This is a genomic window from Mesorhizobium sp. BH1-1-4 (assembly GCF_020165665.1).
Lineage (GTDB): Bacteria > Pseudomonadota > Alphaproteobacteria > Rhizobiales > Rhizobiaceae > Mesorhizobium.
Map to the genome: position 1 here is coordinate 161,491 of NZ_JAIUIN010000008.1, position 14,455 is coordinate 175,945.

At 64.4% G+C, this 14,455-nt stretch carries 10 protein-coding genes; all 10 read left to right on the forward strand.

The genetic code is table 11. From position 1 onward, the window contains the following. The first annotated feature begins 33 nt into the window (after window positions 1–33). The 10 genes from LB569_RS16700 to LB569_RS16745 all read left to right on the forward strand — a co-directional run bounded on the left by LB569_RS16700 (window position 34) and on the right by LB569_RS16745 (window position 14,408). Window positions 34–930: a class II glutamine amidotransferase gene (locus LB569_RS16700; RefSeq protein WP_140705659.1), complete on the forward strand. Its 897-nt coding sequence runs from the start codon at window positions 34–36 to the stop codon at window positions 928–930. Window positions 931–934: 4 nt separating this feature from the next. Next, window positions 935–1,657: a GXGXG domain-containing protein gene (locus tag LB569_RS16705; protein WP_140705657.1), complete on the forward strand. Its 723-nt coding sequence runs from the start codon at window positions 935–937 to the stop codon at window positions 1,655–1,657. Between the two features lie 6 nt (window positions 1,658–1,663). Continuing rightward, complete coding sequence (locus LB569_RS16710; RefSeq protein ID WP_140733753.1) at window positions 1,664–2,992, forward strand: FMN-binding glutamate synthase family protein; 1,329 nt, start codon at window positions 1,664–1,666, stop codon at window positions 2,990–2,992. 30 nt (window positions 2,993–3,022) lie between these two features. Further along, the gene (gene glnT / locus LB569_RS16715) at window positions 3,023–4,330 is read left to right on the forward strand and encodes a type III glutamate--ammonia ligase (protein ID WP_140705653.1); all 1,308 of its coding nucleotides are present in this window, start codon (window positions 3,023–3,025) and stop codon (window positions 4,328–4,330) included. A 37-nt stretch (window positions 4,331–4,367) separates the two neighbouring features. Then, complete coding sequence (locus LB569_RS16720) at window positions 4,368–5,621, forward strand: sarcosine oxidase subunit beta family protein (protein WP_224693241.1); 1,254 nt, start codon at window positions 4,368–4,370, stop codon at window positions 5,619–5,621. A 14-nt stretch (window positions 5,622–5,635) separates the two neighbouring features. Continuing rightward, window positions 5,636–5,911 (forward strand): sarcosine oxidase subunit delta, encoded by a 276-nt coding sequence (locus LB569_RS16725; protein WP_140705649.1) that lies wholly within the window; start codon window positions 5,636–5,638, stop codon window positions 5,909–5,911. Between the two features lie 238 nt (window positions 5,912–6,149). Beyond that, window positions 6,150–9,128 (forward strand): sarcosine oxidase subunit alpha, encoded by a 2,979-nt coding sequence (locus LB569_RS16730; protein WP_224693297.1) that lies wholly within the window; start codon window positions 6,150–6,152, stop codon window positions 9,126–9,128. Next, window positions 9,121–9,741, forward strand: a complete 621-nt coding sequence (locus LB569_RS16735) for a sarcosine oxidase subunit gamma (protein ID WP_224693242.1) — start codon at window positions 9,121–9,123, stop codon at window positions 9,739–9,741. Before LB569_RS16730 ends, LB569_RS16735 begins: the two co-directional genes overlap by 8 nt. A gap of 349 nt (window positions 9,742–10,090) precedes the next feature. Then, window positions 10,091–12,460, forward strand: coding sequence for a DUF1989 domain-containing protein (locus tag LB569_RS16740; RefSeq protein WP_224693243.1), 2,370 nt, complete (start codon window positions 10,091–10,093; stop codon window positions 12,458–12,460). A 238-nt stretch (window positions 12,461–12,698) separates the two neighbouring features. After that, a complete protein-coding gene (locus LB569_RS16745; protein WP_224693244.1) occupies window positions 12,699–14,408 on the forward strand; it encodes an APC family permease in 1,710 nt (569 codons plus the stop codon). The last annotated feature ends 47 nt before the right edge of the window (window positions 14,409–14,455 follow it).

A 14,455-nucleotide genomic window follows, 5' to 3' on the forward strand; every position in this document is an offset into this window, starting at 1 on the left:
TCATCTCATGGTCACAAACGTCGGGAGGCTGACATGTGCGGAATCGTTGGACTTTTCCTGAAGGACAAGACGCTGGAGCCGAAGCTCGGCGCGATGCTGTCGGAGATGCTCGTATCGCTCAGCGATCGCGGGCCGGACAGCGCCGGCATCGCCATCTATGGCGCGACATCAGGCAACGAAGCCAAGATCACCATCCAGTCGCCGAAGCCTGACCGCGATTTTCGCGGGCTGGACGCCGAACTCGCCAAGGCTCTCGGAGCGCCGGTGAGCATTGCGGTGAAATCGACACATGCGGTGGTCAGGACCACGCCCGACAAGGTCGACGCGGCGCGTGAGGCCCTTCAGTCGCTTCGTCCCGACGTGCGCATCATGGGCGCCGGTGAAGCGGTGGAAATCTACAAGGAAGTCGGCCTTCCCGAAGCCGTCGTCGACCGCTTCGAGGTGCGCAAGATGACCGGCACGCATGGCATCGGCCATACCCGCATGGCGACGGAATCGGCGGTGACGACGATGGGCGCGCATCCGTTTTCGACCGGCGGCGACCAGTGCCTGGTGCACAATGGTTCGCTGTCCAACCACAACAATGTGCGGCGCGAACTGGTGCGCGAAGGCATGAAGTTCGAGACCGAGAACGATACCGAGGTGGCGGCCGCCTATCTGTCCTCGCAGATGGCGCATGGCAAGAACCTCGGCGAAGCGCTCGAAGGCACGCTGTCGGACCTCGACGGCTTCTTCACCTTCGTCGTCGGCACCAAGAACGGCTTCGGCGTGGTGCGCGACCCGATCGCCTGCAAGCCCGCCGTGATGGCCGAAACCGACCAGTATGTCGCCTTCGGCTCGGAATATCGCGCGCTGACCAAACTACCCGGCATCGACAATGCGCGGGTCTGGGAACCGGAGCCCGCAACCGTTTATTTCTGGGAGCATTGAGTTCATGCCGGCAACCTCCAAGGCAACGCGCGAAAGCCATGCGCGCGTCTTCGACCTCGACGTCCAGTCGTTGCGCGAACTCAACCAGGCGCTGCACCAGCTCACCCCCGGTTCCAACGAGACAGCGTGGGAAGTGCTCAACCCGAAAGGCAACCACTCCGTCGCTGTCGGCGTCGACCAGCCTGTCAGCATCGATGTGCGCGGCAGCGTCGGCTACTATTGCGGCGGCATGAATTCAGGCAGCGCGATCACCGTGCACGGCTCGGCCGGACCCGGCGTCGGCGAAAACATGATGGCGGGCTCGATAACGGTGAAAGGCGACGCCAGCCAGTATGCCGGCGCCACCGGCAAGGGCGGCCTGCTGGTCATCGAGGGCAATGCGTCTTCGCGCTGCGGCATCTCGATGAAGGGCATCGACATCGTCGTGCACGGCAATATCGGCCACATGTCGGCCTTCATGGCGCAGTCCGGCAACCTCGTGGTGCTGGGCGATGCCGGTGATGCGCTCGGTGATTCCATCTACGAGGCGCGGCTCTTCGTACGCGGCAAGGTCGACAGCCTGGGCGCCGACTGCATCGTCAAGGAGATGCGGCCCGAGCACCTGGAATTGCTGCAGGGCCTGCTCGACCGCGCCGGCGTGACCGGCGTCAAGCCGTCGGAGTTCAAGCGCTACGGCTCGGCGCGCACGCTCTACAATTTCAATATCGACAACGCCGACGCGTATTGAGGCAAGATGACGTACCGCAACCCGCCGACGACACCGCGCAAATCCGCGACCTTCGACGACTACACGCTTTCCGAAATCCGCCGCGCCGCGGCGACCGGCATCTATGATATCCGTGGCGCCGGCGCCAAGCGCAAGCTGCCGCATTTCGACGATCTCCTGTTCCTCGGCGCCTCGATCTCGCGCTATCCGCTGGAAGGCTATCGCGAGCGTTGCGACACCTCGGTGGTACTGGGCTCGCGCCACGCCAAGAAGCCGATCGAGCTGAAGATCCCGATCACCATCGCCGGCATGAGCTTCGGCTCGCTGTCTGGCCCGGCCAAGGAAGCGCTTGGGCGCGGCGCGACGCTGTCGGGCACCTCGACCACGACCGGCGATGGCGGCATGACCGAGGAAGAGCGCGGCCATTCCAAGCAACTGGTCTATCAATACCTGCCATCGCGCTACGGCATGAACCTGCGCGACCTGCGCCGCGCCGATGCCATCGAAGTCGTCGTCGGCCAGGGCGCCAAGCCGGGCGGCGGCGGCATGCTGCTCGGCCAGAAGATCTCCGACCGCGTCGCCGAGATGCGGACGCTGCCGAAAGGCATCGACCAGCGTTCGGCCTCGCGCCACCCCGACTGGACCGGCCCGGACGATCTCGAGATCAAGATCCTCGAGCTGCGCGAAATCACCGACTGGGAAAAGCCGATCTACGTCAAGGTCGGCGGCGCCCGCCCCTATTACGATACAGCCCTCGCGGTTAAGGCCGGCGCCGACGTCGTCGTCGTTGACGGCATGCAGGGCGGCACGGCGGCGACGCAGGAAGTGTTCATCGAAAATGTCGGCCAGCCGACGCTCGCCTGCATCCGGCCGGCCGTGCAGGCGCTGCAGGATCTCGGCATGCATCGCAAGGTGCAGCTCATCGTCTCCGGCGGCATCCGCAACGGCGCCGATGTCGCCAAGGCGCTGGCGCTCGGCGTCGACGCGGTCTCGATCGGCACGGCGGCCCTGGTGGCGCTCGGCGATAACGACCCCCGCTGGGAGGCGGAGTATAACGAGCTTGGCACCACCTCTGGCGCCTATGACGATTGGCACGAGGGCAAAGACCCGGCCGGCATCACCACCCAGGATCCCGAGTTGATGAAGCGGGTCGACCCGATCGCGGCTGGACGGCGGCTCGCCAACTACCTCAAGGTGATGACGCTCGAAGCTCAAACCATTGCCCGCGCGTGCGGCAAGAACAGCCTGCACAATCTCGAACCCGAGGACCTCGTCGCCCTCACGATCGAGGCAGCCGCCATGGCCGGCGTGCCGCTGGCCGGCACCAACTGGATACCGGGAAAAAACACCTTCTAAGCCTTCAGCAGACATAAGCGAGGAACTATAATGGGGAACGATCTCGCCGCTTTCGCCAAGAAGAACGGCGTAAAGTATTTCATGATTTCCTACACCGACCTGTTCGGTGGCCAGCGCGCCAAGCTGGTGCCCGCGCAGGCGATATCGGACATGCAGAAAGATGGCGCCGGCTTTGCCGGCTTCGCCACCTGGCTCGATCTTACACCGGCGCATCCCGACATGCTGGCGGTTCCGGATCCGGATTCGGTGATCCAGCTGCCATGGAAGCCCGAGGTTGCCTGGGTCGCCGCCAATTGCATCATGGACGACAAGGGGGTCGACCAGGCACCCCGCAACACGCTGAACAGGCTGATCGCCGAGGCCGCCAGCGAAGGCATGCACGTCAAGACCGGCGTCGAGGCCGAGTTCTTCCTGATCTCGCCCGACGGCAAGGCGATCTCCGACGAGTACGATACGGCGTCAAAACCCTGCTACGACCAGCAAGCGGTGATGCGCCGCTACGACGTGATCGCCGAAATCTGCGACCATATGCTGGCGCTGGGCTGGGGGCCGTATCAGAACGACCATGAGGACGCCAACGGCCAGTTCGAGATGAACTGGAACTTCGACGACGCGCTGGCGACCGCCGACAAGCATTCCTTCTTCAAATTCATGGTCAAGTCGGTCGCCGAGAAGCACGGCCTGCGCGCCACCTTCATGCCAAAACCCTTCCAGGGCCTGACCGGCAATGGCTGCCACGCCCATATTTCGGTGTGGGACAAGTCAGGCAAGACCAACGTCTTCGCCGACAAGTCGATGGAGCTTGGCCTGTCGGCCAAGGGCAGGAACTTCCTCGGCGGCATCATGAAACATGCCTCGGCGCTGGCCGCGATCACCAACCCGACGGTCAATTCCTACAAGCGCATCAACGCGCCGCGCACCATCTCGGGCGCGACCTGGGCGCCGAACACGGTGACCTGGACGGGCAACAACCGCACCCACATGGTGCGCGTGCCCGGCCCCGGCCGTTTCGAACTTCGCCTGCCCGACGGTGCGGTCAACCCGTATCTGTTGCAGGCCGTGATCATCGCCGCCGGCCTCGACGGCATCCGCTCGCAGGCCGATCCGGGCAAGCGCTACGACATCGACATGTACCAGCACGGGCATACGGTGAAGGGTGCGCCGAAACTGCCGCTCAACCTGCTCGACGCGCTACGCGAGTTCGACAAGGATAAATCGCTCAAGGCGGCGCTGGGTGAGGAATTCTCGTCGGCCTACCTAAAGCTGAAGCACCAGGAATGGAATTCCTATGCTTCGCACTTCACGCAATGGGAGCGCGACCACACGCTGGACATTTGATCGTCTTTAGCGGTGCGAGCGACCTCGGAATGAACTGATGAAATACTCGATCTTCTCGCTCGCACGCGCCGCCCTTTCAGGCCACAAGAACTGGCAGCGCACATGGCGCGACGCCACACCGAAGGACCGCTACGACGTGATGATCATCGGTGGCGGCGGCCATGGGCTGGCCACCGCCTGGTTCCTGGCCAGCGAATACGGCATCAGGAATGTCGCCGTGGTGGAAAAGGGCTGGATCGGCTCCGGCAATGCCGGCCGCAACACCACCATCATCCGCTCCAATTACGGCCTGCCCGGCAATACCGGCTTCTACGAATTGTCGATGAAGCTGTGGGAGCGGATGGAGCAGGATCTGAACTACAACGCGATGGTGAGCCAGCGCGGCGTTCTCAATCTCTACCATTCCGACGCGCAGCGCGATGCTTATGCGCGGCGCGGCAACACGATGCGCATCAACGGCATCGATGCCGAACTGCTCGACCAGGCAGCGCTGAAGAAGATGCTGCCGTTCCTGAACTTCGACCATGCGCGCTTCCCCGTGCAAGGCGGGCTCTTGCAGCGGCGCGGCGGCACGGCGCGCCACGACGCGGTGGCCTGGGGCTACGCCCACGCCGCCAGCGAACTTGGCGTCGACATCATCCAGAATTGTGAAGTGACCGGCTTTGTCAGGGACGCCAATGGCAAGGTGACCGGCGTCGAGACCTCGCGCGGCAGGATCGGTGCCGGCAAGGTCGGCATGGCGGTCGCGGGGTCGTCGTCGCGCGTCGCTGATATGGCGGGCCTGCGCCTGCCGATCGAGAGCCATGTGCTGCAGGCCTTCGTCTCCGAGGCGATCAAGCCGCTTATTCCAGGCGTCATGACATTTGGCGCTGGACATTTCTATGTCAGCCAGTCGGACAAGGGCGGCCTCGTCTTCGGCGGCGACATCGACGGCTACAATTCCTACGCCCAGCGCGGCAATCTTCCTGTGATGGAAGATGTCTGCGAGGGCGGCATGGCGATCATCCCGATGATCGGCCGCGTGCGGCTGTTGCGCCAGTGGGGCGGCATCATGGACATGTCGATGGACGGCTCGCCGATCATCGACAAGACGCCGGTCGACGGGCTCTACCTCAATGCCGGCTGGTGCTATGGCGGCTTCAAGGCGACGCCGGGTTCGGGCCTCGTCTTCGCCCACCTGATCGCGCGCGACGAATCGCACAAGGAGGCCGCCCGCTTCCGCCTCGACCGGTTCCGGACCGGCGCCATGATCGACGAAAAGGGCCAGGGCGCCCAACCGAACCTGCACTGAAGACGGCTGGAACCATGCGCATTACCTGTCCCTTCTGCGGCGAACGCGAACTTGGCGAATTCACCTATCTCGGCGACGCCAAGCCCGCGCGGCCGGCACCTGGAGCGTCGGAAGACGAGGTCTACGATTACGTCTATCTGCGCGACAATATCGCCGGCGTGATGGACGAGAGTTGGTATCATGGCGGCGGCTGCCGGGCCTGGCTGAAGGTCACCCGCAACACGCTGACACACGAGATTTCGGCGGTTGAACCGGCGCCGGGTGCCGGGGCGAGGCAGGTTGCGAAATGACTTATTCTGTCCAGGTCAGCGCCGCCCCTCACCTGCCTGCCGGCATCCTCTCCCCGTATAGAGACGGGGAGAGGGGCGCCCTAATCAACGGTTTCGCCAATCATCAGCGTTGCAAGAAGGGCGCCGCAGCCGCGGCCAGCCTCCTTCTCCCCGTCACTATACGGGGAGAAGTGCCCGGCAGGGCGATGAGGGGCAGCGCTGGCTTCTCAAAAGACGTCGAATTGATGGAAGGCCTTACATCGTGAGCCAGTCCCATCGCCTTGCATCGGGCGGTCTCGTCGACCGTGCGGCGCCACTGAATTTCAGCTTCGACGGCAAGAGCTTCTCCGGTTTCAAGGGCGATACGCTTGCCTCGGCATTGGTCGCCAACGGCGTCAAGCTGGTCGGCCGTTCGTTCAAATACCATCGCCCGCGCGGCATCCTGACGGCGGGCTCGGAAGAGCCCAACGCGCTGGTCGAGCTGCGCACCGGCGCGCGGCGCGAGGCCAACACCAAGGCCACCACCGCCGAGCTCTATGATGGCCTCGAAGCGGCCAGCCAGAACCGCTGGCCGTCGCTCAACTTCGACGTCATGTCGGTCAACCAGCTGTTCGCGCCGATCTTCGTCGCCGGCTTCTACTACAAGACCTTCATGTGGCCGGCGAAGTTCTGGGAAGCGATCTACGAACCGGCGATCCGCCGCGCCGCCGGCCTCGGCCGTGCCGCCGTGGTTCCCGACCCCGACCACTATGACAAGGCCTGGGCGCATTGCGACGTAGTGATCGCCGGTTCGGGGCCGGCCGGCCTGGCTGCGGCTTTGGCTGCCGGTCGCAGCGGCGCGCGGGTCATCCTGTGCGAAGAGGATTTCGTGCCCGGCGGCCGCCTGCTTGCCGATGGCGGCACGATCGACGGACTGCCGGCGGCAGAATGGCTGGCGCGAACGCTAGCCGAACTCGCCTCGCTGCCCGACGTGCGCATCATGAGCCGCACGACGCTGTTCGGCGTCTATGACGGCGGCACATATGGCGCGATCGAGCGGGTCAACGATCATCTGCCGCAGCCGCCCGAGCATCAGGTGCGGCAGCGTCTGTGGCGGATCGTGGCCAAGCGCTGCGTCGTCGCGGCAGGTGCGCTCGAACGGCCAATCGTCTTTGCCGGCAACGACACGCCCGGCGTCATGATGGCGTCCGCGATGCGCAGCTACATCAATCGCTACGCCGCAGCGCCGGCCAAGCGCATCGCGCTGTTCGCCAACAATGAGGATGGCTGGCGCACGGTCGAGGTAGCACTCGGCGCCGGATTGCAGGTCGCGGCGGTGATCGACGCCCGTGCGGAGATCTCGCCGGCGCATCGCTCGCTTGCCAGCAAGGGCGGTTTCCCGGTGCTGCACGGCTCCGTCAGCGGCGTCGACGGCGGCAAGACCGGCGTGCGCAAGCTTTCCGTTTCGCTGGCCGGCGGCGCACGTGCCGAGGTCGAGGCCGACGGACTTGCCGTGTCCGGTGGCTGGAACCCGACGGTCGGGCTCACCTCCTACCATCGAGGCCGGCCGAAATGGCGCGACGACATCGCCGCCTTCGTGCCAGATGGCGCCCCGCCCGGCATGGTTGCCGCGGGTGCCGCCAACGGTGCCTTCGGCCTCGGCGCCTGCCTTCGCCAAGGGTTCGAGGCTGGTGCTGCCGCCGCGCGCGATGCTGGACGCAGCAGCGGTGCGGGATCGATGCCGGTCGCCGACGACGAGGCCTTTTCGCTGACGCCTCTGTGGCATGTCGCAGGCAAAGGCAAGGCGTTTGTCGACCAGCAGCATGACGTCACCGCTTCCGACATCGAGCTGGCGCAGCGTGAGGGCTTTGAATCGGTCGAGCACCTGAAGCGCTACACCACGCTCGGCATGGCGACCGACCAGGGCAAGACCTCCAATGTCGCCGGCCTCGCCATCATGGCGGCGGTCACGGGCAAATCCATTCCCGAGACCGGCACGACCATCTATCGCCCGCCTTACGTGCCCGTCGCCATCGGTGCCTTTGCCGGCCACCATCGCGACGAGAATTTTCATGCGACGCGGCTGACGCCGTCGCATCACTGGGCAGCCGAACAGGGCGCTATCTTTGTCGACACCGGTTTATGGAAACGGGCACAGTGGTACCCCCGCGCGGGCGAGAAGGACTGGCTGGAATCGGTGACCCGCGAGGTCAAGGCTGTGCGCGGCGGCGTCGGCTTCTGCGATGTCTCGACACTCGGCAAGATCGACGTGCATGGCGCGGACGCCGGCGCCTTCCTCGACCGCGTCTACATCAACACCTTCTCCAATCTTGCCGTCGGCAAGGCGCGCTATGGGCTGATGCTGCGCGAGGACGGCATCGTCTATGATGACGGCACCACGTCGCGGCTGGCCGAGGACCACTATTTCCTGACCACCACGACGGCCAAGGCCGGGCTGGTGATGCAGCACCTCGAATTCTGCCGGCAGGTGCTGTTTCCGAAACTCGACGTGCAACTGACTTCGGTCTCCGACCAGTGGGCGCAGTTCTCCATTGCCGGACCCAAGACCCGCGACCTGTTGAAAGAGATCGTCGATCCTTCGGAAGATCTCTCCAACGAAGGTTTCCCCTTCATGGGCGTGCGCGAAGTCGCGTTGCGCGGCGGCGTCAAAGCGCGGCTGTTCCGCATCTCCTTCTCCGGTGAAATGGCGTTCGAGATTTCGGTGCCGGCGCGCTACGGCGAGGCGATGGCGCGCAATCTGATGATTGCGGGCCAGCCGTTCGGCGTGACGCCTTACGGCACCGAGGCGCTCGGCGTCATGCGCATCGAAAAGGGCCATGTCGCCGGGCCGGAACTCAGCGGCACGACAACCGCGGCCGATCTCGGCCTCGGCAAGATGATGTCGACTAAAAAGGACTTCATCGGCCGCGTCATGGCCGGCCGCGAGGCGCTAGTGGCGCCGGACCGGCAGGTGGTGGTCGGCATCAAGCCGACCGACAAGGCCCGGCGCTTGCGTTCCGGGGCGCACATCATTCCGAAAGGCGAGATCGCCGGCCCGGACAATGATCAAGGCTATGTCACCTCGGTCTGCTTCTCGCCGACGCTGGACCAGTGGATCGGGCTGGCGCTCATCGAGCGCGGCCGCGAGCGCATCGGCGAGACCGTGCACGCGCACGATCCGCTGCGCGGCGAGGACTATGATGTCGAGATTTGCACTCCCGTCTTCTACGATCCGGATGGAGGGCGCCAGCGTGGCTGAGTTTTCCTGGGAGACCCGCGGCCCGCTTGATCGCGCGCTCGTCACCGGCCGCCACGGCGCGCAGGGTGACGCCGGCGTGTCGCTGACCGAGATCCGCGATTTCGATCTCGTCCAGGTGATGGCGCGGCGCGGCAAGGCGGGGGAGATGGCCGAGGCAGCACAGGTGCGGTTCGGCGTCGCGGGGCCGGAGACGCCAAAGGCGGTCGGCACGGCGGACGCCACGCTGATCTGGTCGGGACCGGATCAATTCATGGTGCTGTCGAAGGGCGGCAAGCACACGATGGAGTCGCTCGCTCCCGTTTTCGCATCCTGCGCCTCGCTGTCGGACCAGTCGCATGCGCGCGTGCTGATCAGCATCTCCGGCGCGAAGGCGCGCGCGATGTTGGCCAAGCTGTCGTCTATCGATCTGCATTCCGATGTGTTTGGCGTGGGTGCCGCCGCAGCGACCTCGATGGATCATACCAGCGTTACGCTATGGCGAGGTGCGGATCGCGACGGACAGGTGGTGTTCAATCTGCTGGTCTTCGCGACTTTCGCCGAGAGCCTGTGGCACACGATGCTGGATTCGGCGGCGGAGTATGGCGTGGCTATCGGGCATTCCGTGGAGCTTTAGCTGCCAATCAGCAGAACTCGGCGCTGCCCCTCACCTGCCTGCCGGCATCTTCTCCCCGTATAGTGACGGGAGAAGGGGCTGTCCGCAACGGCGGCGCTCCGATCTGTGACGTTGGCGATTGGCGAAATCGACGGCGACAGCGCCCTTCGCCCCGTTTACGGGGAGAAGATGGCGGCAGCCAGATGAGGGGCAGCGCTGACGTTCGAAGACCAGGCGACCGGCAAGGATGCACCAAAACGATAGCACCAGTAACGGCGCCTCCGCTTGCCAAACTCACCGACACTGCTATTCTTGTCGCTAAAATAATTTCACACACAGGCAAACTTGTTTCTCGAACCGCAGGGCTGAGATGAGCCAGTCGCCCTACCCCACAGTCGCAGCCGGACCGCCCAGGCCAAGCCTCATCTTGAGGCCCGGCCAGATCACGCTGCCGCCGGGGATGGAACGGTACACGATCCAGGGCAATGGCGCGGTGCTGATCGAAGTCGAGGCCGGCGATACGATTACGGTGCGCAACGTCGAAGGCGGCCAGGCCTGCGAGTTGCTGGCCTGGGACAAGTCAGGCGTCACCGATCCAGGCATTCTCGGCGAGGAACCCAACAGCAATGCCGCCGGCATCAAGGCGCTGCTCGCCGAGGGCGATGACAGCATCGCATCGCTGCGGCGCGGGCTCGAGCGCCGGCAGGTTCAGCTTGATCAGCCCAAGGCGGTGCGCGTATTCGGCGGCTCGACGCCTGCCGGTACCGAGCAAGCGTTTTCCGTCCAGCGCGATGGCGCGATGCTGATTGCCGCGCCCGGCGGGCCGATGCTGGTCGACGGGCATGACACGGCGACGCCGCTCAGCATCATCGTGCGGCGCAACACGATCCGCCTGAAATTAAGATCCCGGCTTGCCGATCCGCTCGCCGATCCGGTGCTCGACCTGCGCGTCCATTCGGCGACGGCGGAATCCTATTTCGTCAAGGCCGGCGATTATCTGCAGATCATCGATGTCGACGGGCGCCAGTGCACCGACTTCCAGTGTTTCTCGGCGCGCAAGCTCGACAAGGGGCTCGACCATCCGCTTGATGTGACGACGACGCGCACGCTGATGGGCGCGAGCTATCCGATGCCCGGCCTGCATTCCAAATACTACGACCAGGACATGGAGCCGCTGGTCGAGGTGGTGCAGGACACGTGCGGCCGGCACGACGCCTTCGCGCTCGCCTGTGCGGCGAAATATTACGACGACATCGGCTATCCCGGCCACACCAACTGCTCGGAGAATTTCAACCGCGCGCTCTCCGATAAGGGGGTGAACGCCCGCGCCGGCTGGATGGCGATCAACTTCTTCTTCAACACGGCGATCGACGCCCATGGCGTGATGGTGTCGGACGAGCCATGGTCGCGCGCCGGCGACTATGTTCTGCTGCGCGCGCTGACCGACATCGTCTGCGTTTCCTCCGCCTGCCCCGACGACACGACGCCGGCCAATGGCTGGGACCTGACCGACATCCACGTGCGGACCTATTCCGGCCAGCACAAATTCTCGCGAGCGATCGCCAGACGCATGACGCCCGATTCGGAACCGAAAATGACCCGCGAGACAGCCTTTCACCAGAGCTTTGCCAAGCACACACGCGACTTCGTCGAGTACAGGGGTTACTGGCTGGCCAATTCCTTCGCCAAGGAAGGACCTATCGCCGAATACTGGGCCTGCCGGCAGGACGCGGTGATCATGGATTTATCGCCGCTGCGCAAATTCGAGGTCACCGGCCCGGATGCCGAAGCCCTGCTGCAATACACGCTGACGCGCGACGTCAGGAAACTCGGCGTCGGCCAGGTCGTCTACTCCGCCATGTGCTACGAGCATGGCGGCATGATCGACGACGGCACGCTGCTCAGGCTCGGCAAGGACAATTTCCGCTGGGTCGGCGGCGACGATCTGTCCGGCGAATGGCTGCGCGAGACGGCGACAAAGCTCGGCCTCAACGTGCTGGTGCGCTCGTCCACCGACCAGATGCACAATGTCGCCGTGCAGGGGCCAAAGAGCCGCGACATCCTGAAACAGGTGATCTGGACCTCGCCGCTGCAGCCCTCGATCGAGGAACTCGAATGGTTCCGCTTCGCCGTGGCGCGCATCGGTGGCGGCAACGGCATTCCCATCGTCGTCTCGCGCACCGGCTATACCGGCGAACTCGGCTATGAGGTCTGGTGCCATCCGCGCGACGCCGAAAAGGTGTTCGACGCCATATGGGAAGCCGGCCAGCCGCATGGACTGAAGCCGATGGGTCTGCAGGCGCTCGACATGGTGCGCATCGAGGCCGGACTGATCTTCGCCGGTTATGAATTCTCCGACCAGACCGACCCGTTCGAGGCCGGCATCGGCTTCACCGTGCCGCTGAAGAGCAAGACCGACGACTTCGTCGGCCGCGAGGCGCTGATCCGGCGCAAGGACCATCCGCAGACGAAGCTGGTCGGCCTAGATATCGACAGCAATGTCGCCGTCGGCCATGGCGACTGCGTCCATGTCGGCCGCGCCCAGATCGGCGTCGTCACGTCGGGCATGCGCTCGCCGGTGCTGAACAAAAACATCGCGCTGGCGCGGTTGGACGTCACCCACGCCGCCATCGGCACCGAGGTCGAAATCGGCAAGCTCGACGGCCATGCCAAGCGGCTGCCGGCGCGGGTCGTCGCATTTGCCCACTACGATCCGCAAAAGACCAAACCACGTTCGTAGAGCGGCAACCCTTGCCTTCTCCCCTTGTGGGAGAAGGCAAGAGCATGTTTCGCAAGCGTGATGTGCACGGTTTCACAAATCGCTTGACGTGAAAGCGCGCCGGATCAATCTTCACTCTTAAGAAAAAAATACGACTGAGTGGAAACACCGCAGCCGGAACGATCATTTGCCGGGGAGCAAGCTTCGCATAGCCGAGGCATCGCTGGCGGGGAACATCGAAAAAGGGGAACTCATCGACATGAGCACGATAAGCACGGTCCTGGACCAGCCTGCCGAAAGCAAGCTGCTCAGGCATATCGACTGGCGCGGCGCCTTCTGGGTGGCGAGCGGCGTTCCGGCACTGGTCCTGTTCTCGATCGGCGGCATCGCCGGCACGACGGGAAAGCTGGCCTTCCTAATCTGGACGGTGTCCATGATCATGGGCTTTCTTCAGTCCTTCACCTATGCTGAGATCGCCGGCCTGTTTCCGAACAAGTCCGGCGGCGCTTCGATCTACGGCGCCACGGCGTGGCTGCGCTATTCCAAGTTCATCGCGCCGCTCTCGGTGTGGTGCAACTGGTTCGCCTGGTCGCCGGTGCTGTCGCTCGGCTGCTCGATCGCCGCGGCCTATATCCTCAACGCGCTGGCGCCGTTGCCGATCTTCACCGACACCTCGCCCGAGGTGGTGGCCTACATCGCCGCCCATGCCGGAACGGTTCCCGCCGATGCCGTCACAGCGGTTACCGCCGCCGCGACGCCGGCGATCCGCAACTGGACGCTGTGGAGCCACACGCTGGGTCCGGTGTCCTTCACGCTCAACGCCACCTTCTTCATCGGCGCGGTGCTGATGCTGATCATCTTCTCGATCCAGCATCGCGGCATCCTGGGCACCGCCAATGTGCAGAAATATATCGGCCTTTTGGTCATCATCCCGATGCTGATCGTCGGCGTCGTGCCGATCGTTACCGGCCAGATCGACTGGGCGAACTTCTCGCCGCTGGTGCCGCTGGCGGCCGCCTACGCGCCGGACCCCGGCTCCTGGAACATCGCCGGCTGGACGCTGGTGCTCGGCGGCATGTTTATCGCCGCATGGTCGACCTACGGTTTCGAGACCGCCGTCTGCTACACGTCGGAGTTCAAGAACCCCGGTACCGACACGTTCAAGGCCATCTTCTATTCCGGCCTGCTGTGCATGCTTCTGTTCATCCTGGTGCCCTTCACCTTCCAGGGCGTGCTGGGCCTGAACGGCATGCTGGCAACGCCGATCGTCGACGGGTCAGGCGTGGCCGATGCGCTGGCCGGCATGGTCGGCGGCGGCAAGATCATCCATAGCCTGCTGGTGATGCTGATGATCCTGGCCCTGGTGCTATGCATCATGACGGCGATGGCCGGCTCCTCGCGCACGCTCTATCAGGGTTCGGTCGATGGCTGGCTGCCGCGCTATCTCAGCCACGTCAACGAGCATGGCGCCCCAACGCGTGCCATGTGGACCGACCTCTGCTTCAACCTGATCGTGCTGGCGATCGCTTCCGCCGACGCGACGAGCTTCTTCTTCATCCTTGCCGTGTCGAACTGCGGCTACATCATCTTCAACTTCCTCAACCTCAATGCCGGCTGGATCCACCGCATCGACAACGGCCATATCGCCAGGCCGTGGCGGGCGCCGTCCTGGCTGCTCGGCATCGGAGCGATCTTCGCCTATGTCAACGCCATCTTCATGGGCGCGGGCGCCAAGGTGTGGAACCCGATGGCGCTGTGGGCCGGCCTGATCACAGCGGCACTGATCATCCCGGTGTTCTGCTTCCGTCACTACATCCAGGACAAGGGCAAGTTCCCCGACCACATGCTGGCCGACCTCGGCATGGCGGGCGCCGATCTTTCGGTCAAGAAGGCGGGCATGCTGCCCTATCTGACCCTGATCGCCGGTGTGGCGGTCATGCTCATCGCCAATTGGGTGTTCGTCATCTGATGGCCTGATCCGCCAGCGGCCCAAGCCGCTGCATCAAAAAGAACCGG